This is a genomic window from Microbacterium sp. Marseille-Q6648 (assembly GCF_943181415.1).
Taxonomy (GTDB): Bacteria; Actinomycetota; Actinomycetes; order Actinomycetales; family Microbacteriaceae; genus Microbacterium.
Window position 1 is genome coordinate 291,718 of the sequence record NZ_CALPBZ010000001.1, and the last position, 24,650, is coordinate 316,367.

24 protein-coding genes are annotated in these 24,650 nt (G+C 69.8%); 10 read left to right on the top strand and 14 right to left on the bottom strand.

Going from position 1 to position 24,650, the window contains the following annotated elements; all coding sequences use genetic code 11:
- The first annotated feature begins 63 nt into the window (after window positions 1–63).
- Both secG and NFR93_RS01370 read left to right on the top strand, forming a co-directional pair.
- Window positions 64–312 carry a preprotein translocase subunit SecG gene (gene secG / locus NFR93_RS01365; RefSeq protein WP_251449540.1) on the top strand — a complete coding sequence of 83 codons (249 nt, stop codon included), beginning with the start codon at window positions 64–66 and terminating at the stop codon, window positions 310–312.
- Window positions 312–668 (top strand): RNA polymerase-binding protein RbpA, encoded by a 357-nt coding sequence (locus tag NFR93_RS01370; RefSeq protein ID WP_251449541.1) that lies wholly within the window; start codon window positions 312–314, stop codon window positions 666–668. Before secG ends, NFR93_RS01370 begins: the two co-directional genes overlap by 1 nt.
- Before the next feature lie 83 nt (window positions 669–751).
- On the opposite strand, the gene pgl is transcribed toward NFR93_RS01370, so the two are convergent.
- From pgl to tkt, 6 genes are read right to left on the bottom strand one after another with little or no spacing between them, the layout of a single operon-like run.
- Complete coding sequence (gene pgl, locus NFR93_RS01375) at window positions 752–1,531, bottom strand: 6-phosphogluconolactonase (protein ID WP_251449542.1); 780 nt, start codon at window positions 1,529–1,531, stop codon at window positions 752–754.
- 4 nt (window positions 1,532–1,535) lie between these two features.
- Window positions 1,536–2,492, bottom strand: coding sequence for a glucose-6-phosphate dehydrogenase assembly protein OpcA (locus tag NFR93_RS01380; RefSeq protein ID WP_251449543.1), 957 nt, complete (start codon window positions 2,490–2,492; stop codon window positions 1,536–1,538).
- The gene (gene zwf, locus NFR93_RS01385) at window positions 2,489–4,081 is read right to left on the bottom strand and encodes a glucose-6-phosphate dehydrogenase (protein ID WP_251449544.1); all 1,593 of its coding nucleotides are present in this window, start codon (window positions 4,079–4,081) and stop codon (window positions 2,489–2,491) included. Before zwf ends, NFR93_RS01380 begins: the two co-directional genes overlap by 4 nt.
- A gap of 13 nt (window positions 4,082–4,094) precedes the next feature.
- Entirely contained in the window at window positions 4,095–5,717 is a 1,623-nt protein-coding gene (locus NFR93_RS01390; RefSeq protein ID WP_251449545.1) for a phosphoglucose isomerase-related protein, read from the bottom strand.
- The gene (gene tal, locus NFR93_RS01395) at window positions 5,714–6,835 is read right to left on the bottom strand and encodes a transaldolase (RefSeq protein WP_251449546.1); all 1,122 of its coding nucleotides are present in this window, start codon (window positions 6,833–6,835) and stop codon (window positions 5,714–5,716) included. The genes NFR93_RS01390 and tal overlap by 4 nt, the downstream gene beginning before the upstream one ends.
- On the bottom strand, window positions 6,832–8,928 hold the full coding sequence (gene tkt / locus NFR93_RS01400) for a transketolase (protein ID WP_251449547.1): 2,097 nt from the start codon (window positions 8,926–8,928) through the stop codon (window positions 6,832–6,834). The genes tal and tkt overlap by 4 nt, the downstream gene beginning before the upstream one ends.
- 334 nt (window positions 8,929–9,262) lie before the next feature.
- On the opposite strand from tkt, the gene NFR93_RS01405 reads away from it, so the two are divergent.
- Complete coding sequence (locus NFR93_RS01405; protein ID WP_251449548.1) at window positions 9,263–10,201, top strand: heme o synthase; 939 nt, start codon at window positions 9,263–9,265, stop codon at window positions 10,199–10,201.
- A 19-nt stretch (window positions 10,202–10,220) separates the two neighbouring features.
- Here NFR93_RS01405 and NFR93_RS01410 read toward each other — a convergent pair whose 3' ends face one another.
- Complete coding sequence (locus NFR93_RS01410; RefSeq protein ID WP_251449549.1) at window positions 10,221–10,607, bottom strand: dinucleotide-utilizing enzyme; 387 nt, start codon at window positions 10,605–10,607, stop codon at window positions 10,221–10,223.
- A 127-nt stretch (window positions 10,608–10,734) separates the two neighbouring features.
- Window positions 10,735–11,691: a COX15/CtaA family protein gene (locus tag NFR93_RS01415; RefSeq protein ID WP_251449550.1), complete on the bottom strand. Its 957-nt coding sequence runs from the start codon at window positions 11,689–11,691 to the stop codon at window positions 10,735–10,737.
- A 256-nt stretch (window positions 11,692–11,947) separates the two neighbouring features.
- Between NFR93_RS01415 and sufB the strand changes: the two genes are divergently transcribed.
- Genes sufB through NFR93_RS01445 form a run of 6 tightly spaced genes read left to right on the top strand, consistent with a single transcriptional unit; the run spans window position 11,948 to window position 17,225 of the window.
- The gene (gene sufB, locus NFR93_RS01420; RefSeq protein ID WP_251449551.1) at window positions 11,948–13,366 is read left to right on the top strand and encodes a Fe-S cluster assembly protein SufB; all 1,419 of its coding nucleotides are present in this window, start codon (window positions 11,948–11,950) and stop codon (window positions 13,364–13,366) included.
- A complete protein-coding gene (gene sufD / locus NFR93_RS01425) occupies window positions 13,367–14,575 on the top strand; it encodes a Fe-S cluster assembly protein SufD (RefSeq protein ID WP_251449552.1) in 1,209 nt (402 codons plus the stop codon).
- On the top strand, window positions 14,572–14,898 hold the full coding sequence (locus NFR93_RS01430) for a non-heme iron oxygenase ferredoxin subunit (RefSeq protein WP_251449553.1): 327 nt from the start codon (window positions 14,572–14,574) through the stop codon (window positions 14,896–14,898). The genes sufD and NFR93_RS01430 overlap by 4 nt, the downstream gene beginning before the upstream one ends.
- Window positions 14,899–15,681 (top strand): Fe-S cluster assembly ATPase SufC, encoded by a 783-nt coding sequence (gene sufC, locus NFR93_RS01435; protein WP_251449554.1) that lies wholly within the window; start codon window positions 14,899–14,901, stop codon window positions 15,679–15,681.
- Between the two features lie 10 nt (window positions 15,682–15,691).
- Window positions 15,692–16,021 (top strand): metal-sulfur cluster assembly factor, encoded by a 330-nt coding sequence (locus NFR93_RS01440; protein WP_251449555.1) that lies wholly within the window; start codon window positions 15,692–15,694, stop codon window positions 16,019–16,021.
- 43 nt (window positions 16,022–16,064) lie between these two features.
- The gene (locus NFR93_RS01445; RefSeq protein WP_251449556.1) at window positions 16,065–17,225 is read left to right on the top strand and encodes a MalY/PatB family protein; all 1,161 of its coding nucleotides are present in this window, start codon (window positions 16,065–16,067) and stop codon (window positions 17,223–17,225) included.
- Between the two features lie 24 nt (window positions 17,226–17,249).
- Here NFR93_RS01445 and NFR93_RS01450 read toward each other — a convergent pair whose 3' ends face one another.
- From NFR93_RS01450 to NFR93_RS01475, 6 genes are all read right to left on the bottom strand, one after another.
- Window positions 17,250–18,164: a siderophore-interacting protein gene (locus NFR93_RS01450; RefSeq protein WP_251449557.1), complete on the bottom strand. Its 915-nt coding sequence runs from the start codon at window positions 18,162–18,164 to the stop codon at window positions 17,250–17,252.
- A complete protein-coding gene (locus NFR93_RS01455; RefSeq protein ID WP_251449558.1) occupies window positions 18,161–19,015 on the bottom strand; it encodes an ABC transporter ATP-binding protein in 855 nt (284 codons plus the stop codon). The genes NFR93_RS01450 and NFR93_RS01455 overlap by 4 nt, the downstream gene beginning before the upstream one ends.
- Complete coding sequence (locus NFR93_RS01460; protein WP_251449559.1) at window positions 19,012–20,061, bottom strand: FecCD family ABC transporter permease; 1,050 nt, start codon at window positions 20,059–20,061, stop codon at window positions 19,012–19,014. The genes NFR93_RS01455 and NFR93_RS01460 overlap by 4 nt, the downstream gene beginning before the upstream one ends.
- Window positions 20,058–21,104 (bottom strand): FecCD family ABC transporter permease, encoded by a 1,047-nt coding sequence (locus NFR93_RS01465; RefSeq protein WP_251449560.1) that lies wholly within the window; start codon window positions 21,102–21,104, stop codon window positions 20,058–20,060. The genes NFR93_RS01460 and NFR93_RS01465 overlap by 4 nt, the downstream gene beginning before the upstream one ends.
- Window positions 21,101–22,141 carry an iron-siderophore ABC transporter substrate-binding protein gene (locus NFR93_RS01470; RefSeq protein ID WP_251449561.1) on the bottom strand — a complete coding sequence of 347 codons (1,041 nt, stop codon included), beginning with the start codon at window positions 22,139–22,141 and terminating at the stop codon, window positions 21,101–21,103. Before NFR93_RS01470 ends, NFR93_RS01465 begins: the two co-directional genes overlap by 4 nt.
- 152 nt (window positions 22,142–22,293) lie before the next feature.
- Window positions 22,294–22,926, bottom strand: a complete 633-nt coding sequence (locus tag NFR93_RS01475) for a biotin transporter BioY (protein ID WP_251449562.1) — start codon at window positions 22,924–22,926, stop codon at window positions 22,294–22,296.
- Window positions 22,927–23,044: 118 nt separating this feature from the next.
- Between NFR93_RS01475 and NFR93_RS01480 the strand changes: the two genes are divergently transcribed.
- The gene (locus NFR93_RS01480) at window positions 23,045–24,643 is read left to right on the top strand and encodes an ABC-F family ATP-binding cassette domain-containing protein (protein WP_251449563.1); all 1,599 of its coding nucleotides are present in this window, start codon (window positions 23,045–23,047) and stop codon (window positions 24,641–24,643) included.
- Window positions 24,644–24,650 lie beyond the last annotated feature (7 nt).

The window sequence follows — 24,650 nt, forward strand, 5'->3', positions numbered from 1 at the left end:
GCTCCCCGGTATACTCGACCCTTGTGCGATCCGACGGGATCGCTGCGAAAGGCTTCAACGACTGTGCAGATCCTCGAGTTCGTCCTGCAGGTGCTCCTGGGCATCACGAGTCTCCTGCTGACCCTCCTCATCCTCCTCCACAAGGGGCGCGGTGGCGGCCTGTCCGACATGTTCGGCGGCGGCATGACCTCGTCCCTCGGCTCGTCCGGGCTCGCCGAGCGCAACCTCAACCGTTTCACCATCGTGCTCGCACTGGTGTGGTTCGTCGCGATCGTCTCCCTCGGCCTGATCACGAAATTCCAGGGACTCTGATGGCAACCGGAGGCAATGCGATCCGCGGCACCCGCGTCGGGGCCGGCCCGATGGGCGAGCAGGATCACGGATTCCACGCGGACCGCATCGCGATCTCGTACTGGGACGCGCTGGGCAACGAGACCGTCCGCTACTTCGCGGCCGGCATCCCCGAAGACGAGATCCCCGACACCATCGACTCGCCGCACTCCGGCCTTCCCGCCGGGCGCGACAAGGCGAATCCGCCGGCGGTCGCCAAGACCGAGCCGTACAAGACGCACCTCGCGTACGTGAAGGAGCGTCGTACCGATGAAGAGGCCGAAACCCTTCTCGGGGACGCGCTGACGCAGCTGCGGGAGCGCCGCGGCCAGTCCTGACGACACGGTGACAAGACGAAAGAGAGCGGATGCTGCGGCATCCGCTCTCTTTTTCGTCTGACGCGGTCTCGGGTGCCCCGGACTCAGTACTCGCGGTCGATGAGTTCCGGTGGCACCTTCGAGGCGGCTGCCTCGTCGACGAAGAACACCGTGCGGCGTCGTCCTTTCGCCCCGGCGGCGGGCACATTGACGTAGCTCGCGCCGGCGAGGGCGAGACCCAGCGCCGACGCCTTGTCCTCGCCCGACAGCACCATCCACACGCGCTTGGAGGAGTTGATGACCGGTCGCGTCATCGTGACGCGCTCCGGCGGCGGCTTGGGGGAGTCGCGGACCGGCACGACGGCGCGATCGACGATCTGGATCTCGGGCCGGTCGGGGAAGAGGGAGGCGATGTGCGCGTCGGGCCCGACGCCGAGGAAGCAGACGGTGAACGACGGCCACGCGTGGTCGCGGCACGGGTGGCCGGCCAGCTCGGCCGCGTACGCCGCTGCGGCCTGGTCGAGCCCGAGCCCCTCATCGCTGGCCGCGACGGCGTGGATGTTCCCCGCGGGGATGTCCAGCCCGTCCAGCAGCGCCGCGCGGGCCTGCGTCTCGTTGCGGTCCGCGTGGCCGCGGGGGAGGAACCGCTCGTCACTCCACCAGAAGTGCACGCGCGACCAGTCGATCTCGGCGATCTTCGGGTGCCGCGCGGCGGCGGCCAGGACGGCGGATCCCATACTCCCGCCGGTCAGCGAGATGTGCGCCGTGCTTCCGCTCGACACGCGTTTGGCGACGCGGCTGAGGAACCGTGCGGCGACCGAGTCGGCCAGTGTCGCGGGGTCGGGTGCGATGACGACCCGCTTCTCTGCCCATTCCTCGACCATGCTGCTAGCTCCGCGCCTCCCGTGTCGTCGGCGGGTCCAACCGCGCCCACCCCTCTGTGATCACTCGACCATACAGGAGGTCGGGGTCCAGTCGACGCAGCTCCTCGGCCAGGCATTCGCGGAGTGTCCGGCGGGGGAACGCGAGATCATGGCTGGGCTGCCCGGGCTGGGTGAGGATGGCCACGCCCGGCGTCGGGCGCTCGAGAAGGACCTCGCCGCTCTCACGCGCGAGCGAGACCGACTTGATGCCGTGGGGCCACTCCTCGGCCGAGAGGTACTCCCACTCGACCGGGACGTCCAGGGCGAGCCGCAGCCATGCCGCCAGCAGCGCGGTCGACGGGGAGTCGGAGGCTCCGCGCACGGTGACACCCGTCACGGGCTCGTACGGAGGCTGGTCGAGGATCGCCGCGAGCTGCTCGCGCCAGCGGGTCAGCCGCGTCCAGGCGAGGTCCGTGTCGCCGGGTGCGTAGCTGTCACCCAGCGAGGCCACGAACGCCGACGGGTCGGCCTTGGTGGCCGCGTCGGTGATGCGTCGCTGGGCGATGCGCCCGATGGAGGTGTTGGCCGGCTCGGACGGCGTCTCGTTCGGCCACCAGACCACGACGGGAGCGTCGGGCAGCAGCAGACCGGTGACGAGGGACTCGAGGTTGGAGCTCCCGGCCTCGCCGCTGGCGTGAAGGGTGACGACTTCGCTGGCGCCGGCGTCGCCGCCCACGCGGATCTGCGCGTCCAGGCAGGAGGCGGCATCCTTCGCGCCGTTGATCATGAGCACGATCACCCGCATCGGGTGCTCGCGAGAGGCATCGTTGGCGGCCTCGATGACCTCCTCCATCTCGCCCTGGCGGGTGATGATGATGAGGGTCAGCACGCGTCCGAGGGCGACGGCGCCGCCCTCTTCGCGCACGTTGACCAGCGCGCGGGAGATCTTGCTGACAGTGGTGTCGGGCAGGTCGACGATCACGGGCGCCTCCAGGTTCGGCCGTCGCGGGCGAGCATTTCCTGGGCGGATGCCGGCCCCCAGGATCCGGGAGCGTACTGCTCTAGCGGGCCGCCCTGCTCCGCCCAGAACTTCTCGATGGGGTCGAGGATCTTCCACGAGAGCTCGACCTCCTCGTGGCGGGGGAAGAGCGGTGGGTCGCCCAGGAGCACGTCGAGGATGAGGCGCTCATAGGCTTCGGGGCTGGCCTCGGTGAAGGCGTGTCCGTAGCCGAAGTCCATCGTGACGTCGCGTACCTGCGCGCCGGCACCGGGCACCTTGGACCCGAAGCGGATGGTGACGCCCTCGTCGGGCTGGACGCGGATGACCAGGGCGTTCTGCCCCTGACCCAGCGTCTGGCTGCGCGAGAACAGCATCTCGGGGGCCGACTTGAACACGACGGCGATCTCGGTGACGCGGCGGCCCAGCCGCTTGCCGGTGCGCAGATAGAAGGGCACTCCCGCCCAGCGGCGGGTGTTGACCTCGAGGGTGATGGCGGCATACGTCTCTGTGGTGGATTCGGGGTTCATCCCGTCCTCCTCGAGGAAGCCGAGCACCTTCTCGCCGCCCTGCCAGCCGCCGTCGTACTGCCCGCGGGCCGTGGAGCGGCCGAGGTCCTCGGGAAGGGTGACCGCCGCCAGCACCTTCTCCTTCTCGGCCCGCAGGTCCTTCGCGTCGAAGCTGATGGGCTCTTCCATGGCGGTGAGCGCCATCAGCTGGAGCAGGTGGTTCTGGATGACATCGCGCGCGGCGCCGATGCCGTCGTAGTAACCGGCGCGACCGCCCACGCCGATGTCCTCGGCCATGGTGATCTGCACATGGTCGACGTAGTTGCGGTTCCAGATCGGCTCGTACAGCTCGTTGGCGAAACGGAGGGCGAGGATGTTCTGCACCGTCTCCTTGCCGAGGTAGTGGTCGATGCGGAAGATCGAGTCGGTGGGGAACGCCGAGCGCAGGGCGTCGTTGAGCGAGCGCGCCGAGTCGAGATCGTGCCCGAACGGTTTCTCGATCACCACGCGGCGCCAGCGCTCGGGGCGATCGGCGGTGTCGTCGACCAGGCCGGATGCCTTCAGCTGCTCGGCCACCTGGGGGAAGTCCTTCGGCGGGATCGAGAGGTAGAAGGCGTGGTTGCCCATGGTGCCGCGCTCCGCGTCGAGCTTCTCGACGGTGTCGCGCAGGCGAGCGAACGCCTCGGGGTCGCCGAACTCGCCCGAGACGAACCGGATCCCCTGCAGCAGCTGCTGCCAGGTCTCGTCGCGGAACTCCGTGCGGGCGTGCTGGCGGACGGCGTCGTGCACGACCTGCGCGAAGTCCTGGTCCTCCCAGTCACGGCGAGCGAAGCCCACCAGGGCGAAGCCGGGGGGCAGCAGCCCGCGATTGGCGAGGTCGTACACCGCGGGCATCAGCTTCTTGCGGGACAGGTCACCGGTGACGCCGAAGATGACGAGCGCGCTCGGGCCGGCGATGCGGTTGAGGCGGCGGTCTTCGGGGTCGCGAAGCGGGTTGCTCCCGCGGGAAATCTCTACGGGCGGCCGCTGCGCGGCCGCGCTCGATCCGGGGATCTCGACGGTCATGGGGGAGAGGCTCCTACTGGGCTGCTTCGAAGAGCGAGAGCACTTCGATCTGGGGATCTGTCAGCGTGAGTGAGACGACGGGGCGGCCGTGTCCTTCGGCGAGGACGACGGCGTCGCCGGCCGCCTGCGCCTCGATGAGCTGCCCGAACGTGAAGGGCCGTCCGGGGATCTCGAGGTCGACGTCGGTGCGTTCGAGGATCTGCAGGAAGACTCCCTCGGCCGGACCGCCCTTGTGGTACTGGCCCGTCGAATGCAGGAACCGCGGTCCCCAGCCGAACGTCGTGGGGCGGCCGGAGTCGGCGGCGACCATCTCGCGCAGGCCCTGCAGCTGCGGCAGTTCGAGGCGATTGACATAGGCCTGCACGGCGACGTAGCCGGTCGGGCTGAGCCGGGACCACAGGCTGTCGAGCACACCGGCGATGGTGCCGGACTCGGCGAGTGCGGGGTCAGAGACGCGCACCTCGACACCGTTCTCGACGAAGACCGGTGCGGTGGGCTCGGGCGTGGCCTCGAGAAGTCCTCGTGCGGCATCCTTCGCGGACTCGACGTCGGGCTGGTCGAACGGGTTGATGCCCAGGATCCGCCCGGCGATGGCGGTGGCGTACTCCCAAACGATGAACTGCGCCCCGAGCGACCCGCTGACGAGGATCTCGTCCTCGTGGTGCTCGAAGAGGTGGAACGCCCCGGCATCGTCGACCAGGCGGAGGATCTGCAGGTCGTCGGGGCGCGCTTCCAGCTCGGGTGAGACGGGAAGGAGCACGACGGGAAGGATGCCGGTTCCCTCCTTGCCCGTGGACTCGGCCACGAGCTGCTCGATCCAGTCGGGAAGGCCCACGACGTGCGTGCCGTCGGTGACGAGACCCAGCTTGTCTCGGCGCAGGCTGCCCCCGGCGATGGCGGCCGCGAGCACGAGCGAGGGATTGTCGGGGCTGTCGATGGCCACCTCGAGAAGCGTGGCCTCCGCTTCGTCGAGGAGCTCGTCGATGTCGACCCCGGCGAGCCCTGCCGGCACGAGTCCGAACGCGGTGAGCGCCGAGTAGCGCCCTCCCACGTCGGGGTCCGCGTTGAAGACGCGGTAGCCCGCTTCGCGAGCGGAGGAGTCCAGGGGCGAACCCGGGTCGGTGACCACCACGATCCGCTCGTGCGGGTCGATGCCCAGGTCGCGGAAGGCGGCCTCGAAGGCGCGACGGGCCGAGTCGGTCTCGACCGTGGAACCCGATTTGGAGGCGACCACCAGGACGGTGCGGTCCAGGCCGCCCGACGAGGTGTCGCCGTCGATCGCGGCGAGCACCTGGGCGGGCGACGTGGAGTCCAGGATCACGAGGGGCGCGCCGGACGTCTGCGCGATCACCTCGGGCGCCAGAGACGACCCGCCCATTCCCGCCAGCACGACTCGCGTCACGCCGCGAGCGGCCAGGTCGGCGCGCAGGCGCCGGATCTCATCCACCAGGGGGCGCGAAACGCTCACCGCCTGGACCCAGCCCAGACGCCGAGAGGCCTCGTCTTCCGCGGCGGGACCCCACAGCGTGGGGTCCGCCGCCGTGACGCCCGAGGCCACGAGGTCGGCCACGAGTCCCGGGAGGGTCTCGTCGACGACCGACTTCACGTGGCCGGTCAGGTGGATGCGGAAGCTCATCGAGCCGTCTCGGAACCCGCGCCGAGCGCCGTGGCGACGGTCGCCTGGAGATCGTGCCACGAGGCGATGAACTTCTCGACGCCCTCGTCCTCGAGCACCTGCGTGACGTCGGTGAGGTCGACGCCGACGGCGGCCAGGCGGTCGAACACGTCGTGCGCGTCCGCGTAGTTGCCGGTGACGGTGTCGCCCGTGATGCGGCCGTGGTCGAAGGTCGCCTCGAGCGTCTTCTCGGGCATGGTGTTGACGGTGCCGGGGGCGACGAGCTCGGTGACGTACAGGGTGTCGGGCAGGGACGGGTCCTTGACGCCGGTCGAGGCCCACAGCGGGCGCTGCACGTTCGCGCCGTCGGCAAGGAGCGCCTTCGCGCGATCGGTCGCGAACTCGCGCTCGAACAGCTCGTACGCGAGGCGGGCGTTGGCGACGCCGGCCTTGCTCTTGAGTGCGGTCGCCTCGTCGGTGCCGATGGCGGTGAGGCGCTTGTCGACCTCGGTGTCCACGCGGGAGACGAAGAACGACGCCACGGAGTGGAGGGTCGAGATGTCGTGACCGGCCGCCTGAGCCTTCTCGACGCCGGCGAGGTAGGCCTCGATGACGTCTGCGTAGCGCTCCAGGCTGAAGATCAGCGTGACGTTGACGCTGATGCCGGCCCCGATCACCTCGGTGATGGCGGGCAGGCCCGCCTTCGTCGCGGGGATCTTGATCAGCACGTTGGGCCGGTCGACCTTCGCCCACAGCTCTTTCGCCGAGGCGACAGTTGCGGCGGTGTCGTGCGCGAGGTCGGGGGAGACCTCGATCGACACGCGCCCGTCGACGCCGCCGGTGCGGTCGAAGACCGGCCGGAAGACGTCGGCGGCGTCACGGACGTCGTCGGTCGTCGCGGCGAAGATCGCGTCGTCGACCGAGGCGCCCCGGCCAGCCAGCTCGGTGATCTGCGCGGCGTACGAGTCGGCGCCGCTGCTGATCGCACCCTGGAAGATCGTCGGGTTCGTGGTCACTCCGGTGACGTTGCGCTCGGCGATCAGGGTCGCGAGGTTGCCCGTGGTGATGCGGTCGCGGGAGAGGTCGTCCAGCCAGATGCTGACGCCCTCGGCGGCCAGCTGTTCGGTGGGGGTGGTCATGCGTTCTCCTCGAGGGTTTCGCGTGCCGCCTGGACGACGGCGTCGGCGGTGATGCCGAATTTGTGGAACAGGGTCTTGTAGTCCGCGGAGGCGCCGAAGTGGTCGATGGCGATGGTGCGTCCGGTGTCGCCGACGATGCCGCGCCAGGTGAGCGCGGAGCCGGCTTCGACGGACACGCGTGCTTTGACGGCGGCGGGGAGGACGCTTTCGCGGTAGGCGGGGTCCTGCTCGTCGAACCATTCGAGCGAGGGGGCTGAGACCACGCGGGCGTTGATCCCGTCGGCGGCGAGGGTCTCGCGTGCGGTGATGGCGAGTTGGACTTCGGAGCCGGTGGCGATGAGGATCACGTCCGGGGTGCCGTTGGGTGCTTCGGCGAGGACGTATGCGCCCTTGGCGACGCCGGCGGTGGAGGCGAACACGTCGCCGGCGGCGGCGCCTTCTCCGCGGGGGAACACGGGGATGTTCTGGCGGGTCAGGGCGATGCCGGCGGGTCCGTCCTGGCGGCGGAGGATCTCCAGCCAGGCCGCGGCGGTCTCGTTCGCGTCCGCGGGGCGGACCACGGCGAAGTTGGGGATCGCGCGCAGCGTCGCGAGCTGCTCGACGGGCTGGTGGGTGGGTCCGTCCTCACCGAGTGCGACGGAGTCGTGGGTCCATACGAAGATCGAGGGGATGTTCATCAGCGCGGCCAGCCGGACGGCGGGGCGCATGTAGTCGCTGAAGATCAGGAACGTGCCGCCGAACGGACGCGTCGGACCGTGCAGGGTGATGCCGTTGACGATCGCGCCCATCGCGTGTTCGCGGATGCCGAAGTGCAGCACCCGACCGTACGGGTCCCCGGACCACTCGTGGGTGGACCACTGGGCGGGGATGAAGGAGGCCGCGTCCTTGATCGTGGTCAGGTTCGACTCGGCGAGGTCCGCCGACCCTCCCCACAGCTCCGGCAGTTCCGCGGCCAGGGCGTTGATGACCACACCCGACGCGGCACGGGTCGACACGTCCTTGCCCGCCTCGAACGAGGGAAGCGCGGATGCGACATCCTCGGGCAGCTCGCCCGCCTCGAGACGGTCCAGCAGCGCCTTGCGCTGCGGGTTCGCCTCCGCCCACGCGTCGAACGTCTCCTGCCAGGCGGCGCGCGCCTGGGCGGCACGCTCTGCCAGGGAACGGGTGTGGGTGAGGACGTCGTCGGCGACGACGAAGGACTGCTCCGGGTCGAACCCGAGCACGGTCTTGGTCGCGGCCAGCTCGTCCGCGCCCAGCGCGGAGCCGTGGATCTTGCCGGTGTTCTGCTTGCCCGGCGAGGGCCACCCGATGATGGTGCGCAGCACGATCAGCGACGGCTTGCCCGTCTCGGCCTTCGCGGCCTCGATCGCGGCGTGCAGCTCGGCGACGTCCTCGACGTACTCGCCGGACTTCTTCCAATCCACCGTCTGCACCTGCCACCCGTACGCCTCGTACCGGGCGGCGACGTCCTCGGTGAACGCGACGTTGGTGTCGTCCTCGATGGAGATCTGGTTGGAGTCGTAGATCGCGATCAGGTTCCCCAGCTGCTGGTGACCCGCCAACGACGACGCCTCACTCGTGACGCCTTCCTGCAGGTCCCCGTCACCGGCCACCACATACACGAAGTGATCGAACGGGGACTGCCCCGCCGGCGCCTCCGGGTCGAACAGGCCCCGCTCGTACCGGGCCGCGTACGCGAACCCGACCGCCGAGGCCAGACCCTGACCCAACGGGCCCGTGGTGATCTCCACACCCTTGGTGTGTCCGAACTCCGGATGACCCGGCGTGAGCGACCCCCACGTCCGCAGCGCCTTCAGATCATCCAGCTCCAACCCGAAACCACCCAGATACAGCTGCACGTACTGCGTCAGCGACGAGTGACCCGCCGACAGGATGAACCGGTCACGACCCAACCAGTCCGTGTCGGCCGGGTCGTGGCGCATCACCCGCTGATACAGCAGGTACGCCGCCGGCGCCAGGCTCATCGCCGTGCCAGGGTGGCCGTTACCCACCTTCTCGACAGCATCCGCCGCGAGCACACGAGCGGTATCCACCGCGCGCCGATCGATTTCATCCCAACGCAGATCCGACACCGGGCCGCCTTTCTTGGAGGGAGCGCCCAGACGTGGCCGGATCCGCGGCCCTTGTCCGGCTGGAGAAGGGGGAATCGGCGCGGGGCGCGCGTGTTGTACCAGCATAGCGAAGGGCCATACCGGCCCCGTCATGTGCGCTGCTGTGTGACGCAGTCTTTCCCGACGGCTCGCGCCGAAGGTGACGCCGTCGTGTCGCCGACGTGACTTTTCGCTCACCCCCTGCACCCGGCGGTTGTGAGGTCGGCCCGCTCTCGGGCGCGGGCCATGCGGGCCCGGCCCGTCGAGCGCGATGGCATAGACTGAGGTGGTTCTGCAGGCGGCGATTGCGGGGGCGATGGACATCACGACCACGGCGGGGGCTTCTGCGACCGCCTCGGCTCCGCGACGATCCTCCTCTTTCGGTCGAACGGTCCGCGCCTACATCGCGCTCACCAAGCCCCGCGTGCTCGAGCTGCTGTTGGTGACCACCGTTCCGGTGATGATCCTCGCCCAGGGCGGGCTCCCGTCCCTTCCGCTGGTGCTCGCGACGGTCGTCGGCGGATCGCTGAGCGCCGGGTCGGCGGCCGCCTTCAACATGTATCTGGATCGCGACATCGACGCGCACATGCAGCGCACGGTGAATCGTCCGCTCGTGACCGGCGAGGTCTCGCCGCGTGGCGCGCTGATCTTCGCGTGGACGCTCGCGGTGATCTCGACCGTCTGGCTGTGGCTGACGACGAACTGGCTCGCGGCGACACTGTCGGCGGGTGCGATCTTCTTCTACGTCGTCGTCTACACGATGATCCTGAAGCGCCGCACCGAGCAGAACATCGTGTGGGGCGGCATCGCCGGTTGCTTCCCCGTGCTCATCGGATGGACGGCCGTCACGGGCTCGCTGGCCTGGCCGCCGGTGATCCTCTTCGCACTGGTGTTCCTGTGGACGCCGCCTCACTACTGGCCGCTGTCGATGAAGTACAAGGATCAGTACGAAGACGTCGACGTGCCGATGCTGGGTGCCACCCGCGACGGCTCCCAGGTCGGGCTCCAGGTCATCCTCTACGCGTGGGCCACCGTCGCCTGCTCGCTGCTGCTCATCCCGGTGGGCGGCATGGGCGTGGTGTACACAGCCTCCGCCCTCGTCTTCGGCGGATGGTTCGTGTACGAGTCGCACCGGCTGTACAACCGCGCCGTGCGCGGAACCGAGCCGCGGCCGATGCGCGTGTTCCACGCGTCGATCACGTACCTCACGCTGCTGTTCGTGGCCATCGCGGTCGACCCGCTCCTTCCGTTCTGAGCGGGCCGCCGCGCGAGCCTCAGCGTGCGGCGCCGACCGGCTCGGCCTCGGTGTATCCGAGCTCCGGCTCGTACCCGAGAGCGTCATCGGCCTCGTTCGAGGGCGCGTCGGCGTCATCCCCGTGTGCGATCGCGCCGGGGGCGGCGGGGCGGAGCGAAGCGGCCGTCGCCACGGTGAGCGCCAGCAGGATGCCGAGGGCGCCGGCGCCGATGAGCACGGCGCCCAGGACGGCGAGCGACTGGCCCACGTAGACCTCGATGCCGGTCGCGGTGCCGTCGGTGAGGGTGGTCGACATCACGCCCAGCTTGTCGACGAGGATCGCGGCGCCGGTGGCGGCGGTGGCGACGGATCCGGCGATGAGGATCCAGAACGGGATGCTGGTGATCAGGCGGGGGCGAACGGTCATCGTGACTCCTCGGTGTTCGTATCGGTGTTCGAAGCGCTGTCCGAAACCAGGGGGGTGTCGCCGCGGCATGTGCCGCCGCGGCATCCCTCACGGTGTCACCGGGAGTCGGGAGGTCCCTCAGTCCCGCCTATGCGTCCGCTGTGGACGCCGCGGGCTCGCGAAGACGGATCACCACGACGGTCATGACCGCGACGGCGACGGCCGCCAGCACCATGTGCGCACCGACCGCCAACTCGGGAAGACCGTTGCGCGCCTGGTAGAGGCCGACGCCGATCTGCACGACCTCGACGATCAGCAGGGCGACCGACCAGCGCAGCAGGCGCGGTGCGGTGCGCCGCGCGCGGACGGCGGCCGCCACGAGGGCGATGGTCAGGACGAGCAGCGCATACCCCGGCCAGGCGTGCACGTGTTCGAGCAGTTCGGCGTCGAATCCGTTGCGACCCGCAGCGGCGTCGCCCGAGTGGGGGCCCGCACCCGTGGTGAGCACGCCCATCGCGATCGTGAGGGCCAGGACGGCCGAGGTGACGTGGGCGAGCATCGCATGACGTCGGGGAACGGCGCGCGCGCGAGGCGACGGGGGCTCGTCCATGAGGGCCAGGAACCCCGCGGTCACTCCCACCAAGGCGAGCGAGGCGACGTAGTGGAAGCCGACGATGAAGGGGTTGAGGCCGGTGAGGACGGTGATCCCGCCGACGACCGCCTGCGCGATCACGCCGGCGACGACGACGGCCGCCAGCACGACGAGCCGGCGGCGACGTCGGTACCGCACGACCACGATCACGAGGACCACGACGGCGAGGATGCCGACCAGTCCCGTCATCAGGCGGTTGCCGAACTCGATCGCGCCGTGGATGCCCATCTCGGGGGTGGCGACCAGGGAGTCCGCGGTGCAGGTCGGCCAGGTCGGACAGCCCAGCCCAGAGCCGGTGAGGCGGACCGCGCCGCCCGTGCCGATGATGATCACCTCGGCGAGGAACGACAGCCACGCGAACACGCGCAGCGCGCGTCCGACGCGGTGCGCCTGCGGCGCAGCGGACGCAGGGCCGGTTTTCGGAGCGGGCGTCGTCGTGGTGTCCGCAGACATGGCGTCGGGGCCTCCTCGGGTCGCCGTTCGCGATGAACGAGCGTGACACAGGGCATCCGGCGCCGGGGCGGAGCCTGTAGAATCAGGGGGTCGGCTGCGGGCGCCTCACGAGCTCCGCACCACTGACAGTCTAGGCGCGAAGGTCAGCGCCGAACGAGAGGGCCCACCAAGCGGCATCCCCTTCCGGTAACTCCATCGGGAGACGAGGAATGCCGGGGCGGATGACACCGTTGGGGCCCGGATGGAGAAATCGACAATGTCCGATGTGCTGATCGATCGCCCCGAGCTCGAGGGCCTGGGTGTCTACGAGTTCGGCTGGCACGACGCCGACGCGGCCGGGGCCAGCGCCCGACGAGGCCTCAGCGAGGCTGTCGTCCGCGACATCTCCGCGCTCAAGTCCGAGCCCGAGTGGATGCTGAAGACCCGCCTGAAGGCGCTGCAGCTGTTCGATCGCAAGCCGATGCCGACGTGGGGTGCAGACCTCAGCGCCATCGACTTCGAGAACATCAAGTACTTCGTGCGGTCCACCGAGAAGCAGGCCCAGACCTGGGAGGACCTGCCCGAAGACATCAAGAACACCTACGAGCGCCTCGGCATCCCCGAGGCCGAGCGCTCCCGTCTCGTCGCCGGCGTCGCCGCGCAGTACGAGTCGGAGGTCGTGTACCACCAGATCCGCGAGGACCTCGAAGCGCAGGGTGTCATCTTCATGGACACCGACACGGCGCTGCGCGAGCACCCGGAGTTCTTCCAGGAGTACTTCGGCACCGTGATCCCCTCCGGCGACAACAAGTTCGCCGCACTCAACACGGCGGTGTGGTCGGGCGGATCCTTCGTCTACGTCCCCCCGGGTGTCCACGTCGACATTCCGCTCCAGGCCTACTTCCGCATCAACACCGAGAACATGGGCCAGTTCGAGCGGACGCTGATCATCGCGGACGAGGACTCGTACGTCCACTACATCGAGGGCTGCACCGCGCCGATCTACAAGAGCGACTCGCTGCACTCCGCGGTGGTCGAGATCATCGTGAAGAAGAACGCCCGCGTGCGCTACACGACGATCCAGAACTGGTCGAACAACGTCTACAACCTCGTCACCAAGCGAGCGGTCGCCCACGAAGGCGCGACCATGGAATGGGTCGACGGCAACATCGGCTCGAAGGTGACGATGAAGTACCCGTCGATCTTCCTGATGGGCGAGCACGCCAAGGGCGAGACGCTCTCGGTGGCCTTCGCCGGCCCCGGCCAGCACCAGGACGCCGGCGCCAAGATGATCCACATGGCCCCGTACACGCAGTCGTCGATCGTGTCGAAGTCGATCGCGCGCGGCGGCGGCCGCGCGGGCTACCGCGGCGAGGTCCGTGTCGACGCCAACGCGCACCACTCGGCGAACACCGTCCGGTGCGATGCGCTGCTGGTCGACACCATCTCGCGTTCGGACACGTACCCTGCCATCGACATCCGCGTCGACGACGTGCAGCTCGGTCACGAGGCGACGGTGTCGAAGGTCAGCGAGGAGCAGCTGTTCTACCTGCAGTCGCGCGGCCTCCCCGAGGACGAGGCGATGGCCATGATCGTCCGCGGCTTCATCGAGCCGATCGCGCGCGAGCTGCCGATGGAATACGCCATGGAACTCAACAAGCTCATCGAGATGGGCATGGAAGGATCGGTCGGCTAGATGACGACCACGACGCAGGCACCCGCGACGGTGCCGGGCTCAAGGCCGCATTCCGACGGAGCAGGAGCGTTCGTTCCGGTGCAGACGCGCTCGGAGCGACCTCGCTCGTACGCTCCCGAGGACTTCGTCGTCCCCACGGGGCGCGAGGTGGATTGGAAGCACACGCCGATCGCGCGGGTGGCCCCGCTCTTCGCGGACGAGGCCACCGACGATCGCGAGGACGATCCGGCCGTGGCGTACACGGTGACCGCGGCCGACCAGGTCCAGATCGGCGCGCTCGGCGCGGGGGAGTCCCCCCGCGGTTCGGTGTTCGAGCCGGAGGACCGTGTCGCCGCGATCGCGTGGAACCGCTCCGAGCGGGCGCTGCACGTGCGGATCCCCGCGGGGGTCGAACTGTCCGATCCCGTCCACGTCGACATGGTGGGCAGCGGCGCGGATCGACGCGCCAACGCGCACATCGTGATCGAAGCCGAGCCCCAGGCGCGCGGCATCGTGCTGCTGCGCCACTCGGGCTCAGCGCGCTACGCGCAGGATGTCGAGATCATCGTCGGAGACGGTGCCCACCTCGAGGTCGTCAGCGTCCAGCAGTGGGAGGACGACGCCGTTCACGCGTCGTCCCATCAGGCCCGCGTCGGGCGCGACGCGACGCTGCGCCACTTCGTCATCACCTTCGGCGGCGGCGTCGTCCGCGTCAACCCGTCGGTCGAGCTGGCCGGCACCGGTTCGCGGGGAGAGCTCTTCGGCCTCAGCTACGCCGACGCCGGGCAGCACTTCGAGAGCCAGGTGTACCTGCACCACAAGGGCGCCGAGACCTCTGGCGACGTGCTGTACAAGGGCGCACTGCAGGGCCTCGGCGCCCGCAGCGTCTGGGTCGGCGACGTCCTCATCGGACCGGATGCCGTCGGCACCGACTCCTACGAGGCGAACCGCAATCTCGTCCTGACGGACGGCGCGCGCGCCGACTCCATCCCGAACCTCGAGATCGAGACCGGCGACATCCGCGGGGCGGGCCACGCCAGCGCCACGGGCCGCTTCGACGACGAGCAGCTGTTCTACCTCCAGGCTCGGGGCATCCCCGAGGACGAGGCGCGGCGCCTCGTCGTGCTGGGGTTCCTGTCCGAGATCGTGCAGAAGATCGGCATCCCCGATCTCGAGGCCGAGCTCTTCGCCGCGATCGAGACCGAACTCGCCCAGGAGGTGGCCCGATGACCGCACAGCGCGCCTGCGCTCTGAGCGATCTTGAACAAGACAGCGCGCTGCGCGTCGAGATCGACGGAGTGGCCATCGCGGTCGTCCTCGACTCGAACGGCGAAGTGCACGCCATCGGCGACACCTGCACCCACGGCGACATCTCGCTCGCCGAGGGCTTCGTCGACGGTGACACGCTCGAATGCTGGGCCCACGGGTCGGCGTTCTCGCTGCGCACCGGCAAGCCCCTCAACCTTCCCGCGTACGAACCCGTCCCGGTCTTCGAAGTGACCATCGACGGCGACGACGTGCTGATCGACCCGAACCTGAAGAAGGAACTCTGAATGTCAGTCCTCGAGATCCGCGACCTCCACGTGACGGTCGAGACGGATGCCGGTACCACGCCCATCCTCAACGGCGTCACCCTGACCATCGAAACCGGGCAGACCCACGCCATCATGGGCCCCAACGGCTCCGGGAAGTCCACGCTCGCGTACACGATCGCCGGACACCCGAAGTACACCGTGACGAGCGGCTCGATCACCTTCGACGGTGAGGACGTCCTCGCCATGTCCGTCGACGAGCGGGCCCGGGCCGGACTGTTCCTCGCGATGCAGTACCCGGTGGAGATCCCCGGCGTCACCGTCACGAACTTCCTGCGCACGGCCAAGACCGCGATCGACGGCGAAGCGCCGTCCATCCGCACGTGGACGAAGGACGTCAAGGCGTCCATGAAGAACCTGCGCATGGACGCGAAGTTCGCGCAGCGCAACGTCAACGAGGGATTCTCCGGCGGCGAGAAGAAGCGCCACGAGATCCTCCAGCTGGAGCTCCTGCGCCCCAAGCTCGCCGTGCTCGACGAGACCGACTCGGGTCTGGACGTCGATGCGCTCAAGATCGTCTCGGAGGGCGTCAACCGCGCCAAGTCCGAGACCGACCTCGGCGTGCTCCTCATCACCCACTACACACGGATCCTCCGCTACATCCGTCCCGACTTCGTCCACGTGATGATCGGCGGCCGGATCGTCGAGGAGGGCGGCCCCGAACTGGCCGACCGCCTCGAGGACGAGGGCTACGACCGCTACCTCGCCCCCGCAGGCGAAGCCGCCGTCGACGCGGGCGAATAGAATCGCTGCCATGACCGCCACGCTCACTCCTGAGAAGTACGACGAGGTCACCGAGGCCCTGAAAGACGTCATGGATCCCGAACTGGGGATCAACGTCGTCGACCTGGGCCTCATCTACGACCTCGCGTGGGACGACGAGAACGACGCGCTCATCATCCACATGACGCTGACCTCGGCGGGCTGCCCGCTGACGGACGTGCTCGAGGAGCAGACTGCTCAGGCGCTGGACGAGGTCGTCGACCGTTTCCGCATCAACTGGGTGTGGATGCCGCCGTGGGGCCCCGAGCGCATCACCGACGACGGCCGCGACATGATGCGCGCGCTCGGTTTCGCCATCTGACGTCGGCCGGGCGATCGGCTCGCACGCTGGCTAGGCTCGACGGGTGAGCGTCACTCCTCTCCCCGCCCTGCCCATCGAACAGCTGCGACAGCGCTCGAGCACGAAGTGGCGGAAGTATCCCGCCGACGTCCTGCCGCTCTTCGTCGCGGAGACGGACTTCGCCCTCGCGCCGGCGATCACCACCGCGCTGGCCCGGGCTGTGGAGCTGGGCGACACCGGCTACACGCCGCCGGACCCCGGCATCCGCGACGCCTATGCGGCGTTCGCACGACGCCGATTCGGGTGGGAGGTGGACCCCCGGAACATCCGCACCACGTGCGACGTCATGATGGGGGTCGTCGAGATCCTCCGCGCGGTGACGACGCCGGGCGACCGGGTCATCGTCACCCCGCCGGTGTATCCGCCCTTCTACGACTGCGTCCCCGAAGCCGGAGCGGTCGTGGACCGCGTGCCGCTGGTGCAGACCGCGACCGGGTGGGAACTCGACCTGCCCGGCATCGAGGCGGCGCTCGCCCGTGGGGCGCGTGCCGTGCTGCTCTGCAACCCCCACAACCCGACCGGGACCGCGCACTCCCGCGAGGCTCTCGCAGCCCTCGCGGAAATCGCGGCGACGCACGGCGCCGTCGTCGTGAGCGACGAGATCCACGCGCCGCTCGTGCAGCCGGACGCGGCGTTCACGCCCTTCCTTGCGGCATCGGCGACCGCGGCGCGCGTCGGGTACACCGTCACGAGTGCGAGCAAGGCGTTCAACCTCGCGGGTCTCAAGTGCGCGCTGATGGTGACCGCCGACCCCGGCACGAGAGGCGTCATCGACGGCCTTCCCGACGAGATCGAATGGCGGACCGGGCTGTTCGGCGCCCTCGCGGGGGTCGCGGCGTTCGCGCCCGAGAGCGACGCATGGCTGGACTCCCTGCTCGTCCGCCTCGACGAGAATCGGCGCCTGCTGGCGGAACTCCTCGACACCCACGTTCCGTCGGCTCGCTACCGCATCCCCGATGCGGGATTCCTCGCCTGGGTGGACCTGAGCGCACTCGGCTGGGGCGACAACCCGGCGGTGCGCATCCTGCGGGACGCGAAGGTCGCGCTGCATTTCGGCCCGCACTTCGGCGACGAGGGGCGCGGCCACGTCCGCGTCAACTTCGGGTGCGACCCCGACGTGCTGCGTGAGGCCATCGCCCGGATCGGTGCCCTCGCCGCATCCTGAGCCCCGGCATCCGCGGGCCCGCCGTCAGTTCTCGGCGCGTCCGAGCCGCCAGTAGCCCATGAAGGCGACGGCGCGGCGGTCGACACCCTGCTCGGTCACCAGGTGTCGGCGCAGCGCCTTGATCGCGCCCGCCTCGCCGGCGAGCCAGGAGTACAGCGGGGCGCTCTTGAGGGCGGCGCCCCCCTTGGCGGTCCGCGGCACCTCCCACAGGATGCCGCTGTCGATGTCCACCTCTTCGACGTCGCCGCCACGGCCCGCCGGAGCCAGCGTGGCGACAGCGGCCTCCACTTCGCGCACGAGATGGCTGTGCCGCGCGGCCTCGCCGCGCGCGGCGATGCGCAGCTCGAACCCCGGATGCTGCGGAAGATAAGCGGCATCCTCGGAGCACGGCACCTCGAGCACCACGATGCCACGCGCCTCGGGCGGCAGCTGCTCGAGGATGGTGGCGATCGCGGGAGCGGCGGTCTCGTCTCCGGCGAGCAGGATGTTCTCGGTGCGGGCGGGCGGGACGAAGTCGATCCCGTAGCTGACGCCGGTGTGGTGGACGGTGGGCGCGAGGATCATCACCTCGTCGCCGACGGCGGCGCGCGCGATCCACGCGGATGCCGGACCGGAGACCTCGTGCGCCACCATGTCGACGTCCACCTCGCCGACGTCGTTTCGGACGCGCCTGGTCGTGTACGTGCGGAAGGGCGGACGCGCGTGCGGCGCCATCTCGCGCCACTGCGTGTACCAGTCCTCGCCGGTGGGCATGTCGTCCAGCCCCGCGGTGTCGGTGGGGAAGACCACCTTGATCCGCTGATCCAACCCGGTGTCGCCGTAGAGGTCCAGGTCGTCACCCGTGAAGGTGAAGCGCCGGAAGCTCGGCGTCAGGTCCGTGACGGCCTTCACACGGACGCGGAAGAAGCGAAGGGTGCTGACGGTGGTGGCGATGGTCATGCGCTGGCTCCGGGGAGGGTCGGCCCGGCGCCCGCGGATGCGGCTGCCGAGGAGAGGACGTGGTGGCGACCGCGCGGCAGCACGATCGGCGTACCCGACACCGGGTCGTCGACGACGAGGGCGTCGATGTCGAACACGTCGCGGATGAGGTCGGCGGTCATGACGTCGGCCGGCGCGCCCGCGGCGACGACCCTGCCGGCTCGGACGGCCACGATGTGGTCCGCGTAGCGGGCGGCCATGTTCATGTCGTGCAGCACCATCACGACGGTGGTGCCCCGGTCGCGATTGAGGTCGGTCAGGAGGTCGAGCACGTCGACCTGGTGCGCGACGTCGAGGAAGGTCGTGGGCTCGTCCAGCAGCAGGATGTCGGTCTCCTGGGCGAGCGCCATCGCGATCCAGACCCGCTGGCGCTGCCCGCCCGACAGTTCGTCGACCGCACGGTCGGCCAGTTCGGTGGTCTCGGTGGCGGCGAGGGATTCCGCCACCACCTCGTAGTCGCGCGCGCTCCAGCGGGCGAGCAGCCTCTGGTGGGGATGACGCCCCCGCCCCACGAGGTCCGCCACGGCGATCCCCTCGGGCGCGGACGGGCTCTGCGGTAGCAGGCCGAGCGTGCGTGCCACTTCCTTCGAGGGCAGGGAGTGCAGCTCGCGGCCGTCGAGCACGACCTGCCCCGCGTGGGGTGAGAGCAGCCGGGCGAGCGCCTTCAGGACCGTCGACTTGCCGCAGCCGTTCGCGCCGATGATCGCGGTGATGCGACCGGCGGGGACGTCGAGATCCAGATCGTCCACGATCGTGCGGTCGCCGTACGACAGCGACAGCGACCGGGCGGACAGCTGGTGGGACAAGGTCACAGGGAGCCTCCGGAGCGGTTGATCCTGATGAGAAGGAAGATGAGGTACGGCGCCCCGAGGACGCCGGTGATCACCCCGACGGGGTAGCGGTTGTCGAACGCGAACTGGCCGACGAGGTCCGCAGCGAGCACGAGCAGGATGCCGACCATCGCCGATGGAAGCAGGAGTGGGGTTCCGGGTCCGACCAGACGCGCCGCGATCGGCCCCGACATGAACGCCACGAAAGCGATGGGTCCCGCGGCCGCGGTGGCCACCGCCAGAAGGGCCACGGCGGCGAGGATGAGAAGGATGCGGGTGCGCTGCACCGAGACCCCCAGACTCGACGCGGAGTCGTCCCCCAGCCGGAGCAGCCCGAGGGGTCGGCCCTGCAGGAGCAGAACGGGGCCCAGGACCGCGCACGCGATGGCCACGGGGGCGATGACCGACCAGGAGGCGCTGTTGAGGCTGCCGGTCAGCCAGCGCATCGCCGCCTGCAGATCCCACGCCGGGGCCTGCGACAGAACGTAGGTCACGGTGCTGTCGAGCATCGCCGCGACCCCGATGCCGATGAGGATGAGGCGGGTGCCGGCGAATCCGCCGCGGTGCGAGAGCAGGTAGACGGCCAGGGCCGTCACGACGGCGCCGCCCAGCGCGAGGAGCGACACACCGGTCTGGTTGAGGCCCAGGACGACGATTCCCACGACGGCGGCGGCGCCCGCGCCCGAACTGACGCCGATGATGTCGGGGGAGGCGAGGGGGTTTCGCAGCAGCGTCTGGAAGGTGACGCCCGCGACGCCGAAGGAGAAGCCCGCGAGGACGCCGAGCACGGCTCGGGGAAGACGCAGTTCGCCGACCGTGAAAGACGCGCCGGGGACCGTCTGGCCCGCCATGACGCGCAGGACCTCGTCCGGCGAGTAGACGGTGTTGCCGACCATCAGCGAGACCGCGAAGAGCACGAGGATGCCGGCTCCGAGCGCCGCGGTGACGACAGCGCGTCGTCGCGCACGCCGGCGGCGTCCGGCCACCACCGTGGCGACGGATGCGGGGAGGAGCGCCGCGGACGTCACAGTTCCCTCACCCGCTGGCGCCGGACGATCCAGATGAACACCGGCGCGCCGACGAAAGCGGTGATGATCCCCACCGGGATCTCCTCCGGACGCGCCACCACCCGCCCGAGCACGTCACCGGCGACCAGCAGAGCGCTCCCCGCGACCGCGGCGAACGGCAGCAGCCAGCGATGATCGCTCCCCACCAGCATCCGGCACAGATGCGGGATCACGAGCCCGACGAAGGCGATCGGACCCGCCACCGCGGTGGCGGCCCCGACGAGGATGACGGCACCGGCCGAGGCGATGAGGCGGGTGCGCGAGACCCGCTCGCCGAGTCCGGCGGCCAGCTCGTCGCCGAGCGCCAGGGAGTTCATTCCCCGCGCCGCCGCGAGGCAGATGAGCGTGCCGAGCAGGAGGACCGGCGCGACGGCGGCGATGCGGTCCCATGTCGCTCCACCGACACCGCCGATCTGCCAGAACCGGAAGCTCTCGAGGATGTCGACGCGGGGGAGGAGGATCGCGCTCACCAGGGATGCGAACGCCGCCGATGTGGCGGCACCGGCCAGCGCGAGCTTGAGCGGCGTCGCACCGCCTCTGCCGAGCGACCCCACCGCGTAGACGAAGACGGCGGCGAGGGCGGCGCCGACGATCGCGAGGCCCATGGTCGGGTAGGGGCCGGTGATGCCGAAGAACGCCAGACCGGTGACGACCGCGAGCGCGGCTCCGCCCGAGACCCCGAGGATGCCCGGATCGGCCAGCGGATTGCGGGTGACGGCCTGCATCGTGGCGCCGGCGAGGGCGAGCGCCGCCCCGACCAGGACCGCCAGCGCGGTGCGGGGCAGTCGGGCCACGACCGCGGCCTGCGCGACCCCGTCGGTGGCGCCGGCCAGTCCGGCGGCGACGTCGGCGATCGAGACGTCCCTGACGCCGAAGGCGACCGAGGCGACGCACAGCATCCCGAGGATGCCCAGGGCGGCGACGAGGATCGCCAGTCTCACCGCTGCCGGACGCCGCAGCGCGGCGGTGTCCGGCAGCGGCGTGCGGAGCGCCTGGGTGCTCACCCTTCCTGGTCGAGCGCGTCGGCGAGCAGGGCGAAGTACTCGTCGACGCCCCAGCCGATCGACAGCGGTGACGGGTTCGCGGACGCCGCGAGGGGCGTCGAGTTCTCGAGCACGGCGATGCGGCCCTCGGCGATGGCCGGGATCTGCGACAGGAGCGGATCGGCCTGCAGGCTCTCGACCATGTCGCCTTCGGGGTCGCCGTAGGTGACGAACACGTCGACGTCCTCGAATCGGTCCGCCTGCTCGGCGCTGACGGTGACGTAGAAGAGGTCGGTGTCGGCCGACTCCTCTTCGACGACGGCGGGGAGAGGCAGTCCGAGAGCGGTCAGAAACCCGGGGCGGGTGTCGAGGCTCGTGTAGAAGCCGATCTGGCTCAGGTCGGCGGGGTCGATGTACGAGAAGAGCAGCTTCGAGTCGGCCAGCTCCGGGTACTCGGCGAGGGAGTCCTCGACCGTGGCGTGCAGGTCATCGATGAGCTGGTCGCCTTCTGCGGCCAGACCGAGCGCCTGGGAGTTCAGCCGGATGGTGTCCTCGTACGAGGTGCCCCAGGCGACATCCGGGTACGCCACGACCGGGGCGATCTTCGACAGCGTGTCGTATTCCTCCTGCGTCAGTCCCGAGTACGCCGCGAGGATGACGTCGGGTTGCGTATCGGCGACGGCTTCGAAGTCGATGCCGTCGGTCTCGTCGAACAGCACCGGAGTCTCCGCATCCAGCTCCTCGAGCTGGTCCTCGACCCACGGCAGGACGCCGTCGCCGTCGTCGTCGCCCCACGTCGCCTTGCTCATGCCGACCGGCACGATGCCGAGCGCGAGCGGGACCTCGTGATTCGCCCACGCGACGGTGGCGACCCGCTCGGGCTGAGCGTCGATCGTCGTCTCGCCGTAGGCGTGCTCGATCGTGACGGGGAACGACGCGGACGCTTCGGGGGCGGTCGACGCGGCGGGCGCGGTGCCGGTGTCGCTGGAGCAGCCGGCGAGGACAAGGGATGCGGTCGCAGTCGCGGTCAGCGCGATGGCGAGGCGGGTACGGGGCACGATTCCTCCGGGTGAGTAAGGTAAGCCTTACATTACCCAAGAGGCCGCGTGCGTGCGAATTCGCCGATGTCCATGACGGCGGATGTCCCCGAGAACGCCGACGGCGCCGGATGCGTGATCTGCATCCGGCGCCGTCGGGGAAAGTGGTCCGGTCAGCCCTTGCGCGCGTCCGCCGCCCGGACGGCCGCCCACGCGCCGGGGATGACGAGCGCCGCGATCGCGGCCTTCACCACACCGCCGAGGATGAAGGGGAACAGGCCCGCCTCGAGCAGCTGCCAGAACGACAGCTCGAGCCCCATCACGGCGTTGAGGATGATCGCCATGTACGGGATGCCGAAGACGAAGGGCACTGCGCTGGCGGCGATGAACCCGACGAAGGCCAGCCACGGCTTGCGATCCCACGCCCGCTCGGCGAACCAGCCCGCGACGAAGGCGGCCACGATGAACCCGATGATGAATCCGAAGCTGGGCTTGCCGACGGCGGCGATCGAACCGGTGAAGTCTGCGAAGACGGGAAGACCCGCCAGGCCCGCGGCCATGTAGGTGACGAGCGCGGCAGCGCCGCGGCGTGCTCCCAGAGCGGCCCCGACGACGATGACGGCCAGGGTCTGACCGGTGATCGGAACCGGCCACAGCGGGATCGACGCCTGCGCCAGCACGGCGACGAGGGCGGCGCCGGCGACGACGAGCCCGGCATCGACGGCGAGTGCGAGCGCTCGGGAGGATGGGCGGGCGATGACGTCGGCGAGGACCCGACGTCGGGAGGGTGCGGCGGCCAGGGTCATGGGTGCTCCTTCGGCGTGGGGGTTCCCGGGACGGCGCCCGGGGCATCGCGACTTATACTAGGGGGCTGGTCATCGACCGCCTCTTGTACCCCTTCACCGAACGAAACGGACAATCGCTGTGCTCTCCGTGCACGACCTCGAGATCCGCGTGGGAGCCCGCGTGCTCATGTCCGAGGTGTCCTTCCGCGTCAGCGGCGGCGACAAGATCGGTCTGGTCGGGCGCAACGGCGCCGGCAAGACCACCCTGACCAAGGTGCTCGCCGGAGATCTGCTGCCGGCGGACGGACGGGTGGACCGCAGCGGCGAGCTCGGCTACCTGCCGCAGGACCCGCGAGCGGGTGACCCCGAGATGCTGGCACGGACGCGCATCCTCGACGCGCGCGGGCTCGGCACGATCGCGCTCGGGATGAGCGAGGCATCGCAGGCGATGGCCGATGCGGATGCCGCCACGGCGGCCCGCGCGATGAAGAAGTACGGCAATCTGACCGAGCGCTTCGAGGCGCTCGGCGGCTACGCCGCCGAGGCGGAGGCCGCGTCCATCGCGCACAACCTCTCGCTGCCGGACCGGATCCTGGACCAGCCCCTCCGCACGCTCTCGGGTGGGCAGCGGCGCCGCATCGAGCTCGCGCGCATCCTGTTCTCCGACGCCGACACGATGATCCTCGACGAGCCCACCAACCACCTCGACGCCGACAGCGTGGTGTGGCTGCGCGAGTTCCTCAAGGGATACAAGGGCGGTCTCATCGTCATCAGCCACGACGTCGAACTCGTGGGCGAGACCGTGAACCGGGTGTTCTACCTCGACGCGAACCGCCAGGTCATCGACATCTACAACATGAACTGGAAGAACTACCTCCGGCAGCGCGTGGCCGACGAGGAGCGTCGCAAGAAGGAGCGGGCGAACGTCGAGAAGAAGGCGACCGCACTGCAGCAGCAGGCCGCCCGGTTCGGCGCGAAGGCCTCCAAGGCCGCGGCAGCCCACCAGATGGTGGCTCGGGCCGAGAAGATGCTCTCGGGACTGGACGACGTCCGTCAGGACGAGCGCGTGGCCAAGCTCCGCTTCCCCAAGCCGGCTCCGTGCGGGAAGACGCCCATCACGGCATCCAATCTGTCGAAGTCTTATGGCTCGCTCGAGATCTTCACCGACGTCGACCTCGCGATCGACCGGGGCTCGAAGGTGGTCATCCTCGGTCTGAACGGAGCGGGCAAGACGACGATGCTGCGCATCCTGGCCGGCGTCGACGCGCCCGACACGGGCCAGGTCGAACCCGGTCACGGGCTCAAGATCGGGTACTACGCGCAGGAGCACGAGAATCTCGACGTGTCGCGCTCCGTTCTCGAGAACATGATGTCGGCCGCCCCCGACATCACCGCGACCGAGGCGCGGAAGGTGCTCGGGTCGTTCCTGTTCACCGGCGACGACGTGCTCAAGCCCGCGGGCGTGCTGTCGGGCGGCGAGAAGACGAGGCTGTCGCTGGCGACCCTCGTGGTTTCGAGCGCCAACGTCCTGCTCCTGGACGAGCCCACGAACAACCTCGACCCGGCCTCACGCGAAGAGATCCTCGGCGCGCTCGCGCACTACGAGGGCGCGGTGATCCTCGTCTCGCACGACGAGGGTGCGGTGGAGGCGCTCAATCCTGAGCGCGTCCTCATCCTTCCTGACGGCGTCGAGGACATCTGGGGTCGCGACTACGCCGACCTCGTCACGCTCGCCTGACGCGCTT

Excerpts from the sequence above, each read along its gene's own strand:
- NFR93_RS01370 (WP_251449541.1), top strand. The coding sequence starts at position 312 with ATGGCAACCGGAGGCAATGCGATCCGCGGCACCCGCGTCGGGGCCGGC.
- pgl (WP_251449542.1), bottom strand. The coding sequence starts at position 1,531 with ATGGTCGAGGAATGGGCAGAGAAGCGGGTCGTCATCGCACCCGACCCC.
- zwf (WP_251449544.1), bottom strand. The coding sequence starts at position 4,081 with ATGACCGTCGAGATCCCCGGATCGAGCGCGGCCGCGCAGCGGCCGCCC.
- NFR93_RS01390 (WP_251449545.1), bottom strand. The coding sequence starts at position 5,717 with ATGAGCTTCCGCATCCACCTGACCGGCCACGTGAAGTCGGTCGTCGAC.
- tal (WP_251449546.1), bottom strand. The coding sequence starts at position 6,835 with ATGACCACCCCCACCGAACAGCTGGCCGCCGAGGGCGTCAGCATCTGG.
- NFR93_RS01405 (WP_251449548.1), top strand. The coding sequence starts at position 9,263 with ATGGACATCACGACCACGGCGGGGGCTTCTGCGACCGCCTCGGCTCCG.
- NFR93_RS01410 (WP_251449549.1), bottom strand. The coding sequence starts at position 10,607 with ATGACCGTTCGCCCCCGCCTGATCACCAGCATCCCGTTCTGGATCCTC.
- NFR93_RS01415 (WP_251449550.1), bottom strand. The coding sequence starts at position 11,691 with ATGTCTGCGGACACCACGACGACGCCCGCTCCGAAAACCGGCCCTGCG.
- sufB (WP_251449551.1), top strand. The coding sequence starts at position 11,948 with ATGTCCGATGTGCTGATCGATCGCCCCGAGCTCGAGGGCCTGGGTGTC.
- sufD (WP_251449552.1), top strand. The coding sequence starts at position 13,367 with ATGACGACCACGACGCAGGCACCCGCGACGGTGCCGGGCTCAAGGCCG.
- NFR93_RS01430 (WP_251449553.1), top strand. The coding sequence starts at position 14,572 with ATGACCGCACAGCGCGCCTGCGCTCTGAGCGATCTTGAACAAGACAGC.
- sufC (WP_251449554.1), top strand. The coding sequence starts at position 14,899 with ATGTCAGTCCTCGAGATCCGCGACCTCCACGTGACGGTCGAGACGGAT.
- NFR93_RS01440 (WP_251449555.1), top strand. The coding sequence starts at position 15,692 with ATGACCGCCACGCTCACTCCTGAGAAGTACGACGAGGTCACCGAGGCC.
- NFR93_RS01450 (WP_251449557.1), bottom strand. The coding sequence starts at position 18,164 with ATGACCATCGCCACCACCGTCAGCACCCTTCGCTTCTTCCGCGTCCGT.
- NFR93_RS01475 (WP_251449562.1), bottom strand. The coding sequence starts at position 22,926 with ATGACCCTGGCCGCCGCACCCTCCCGACGTCGGGTCCTCGCCGACGTC.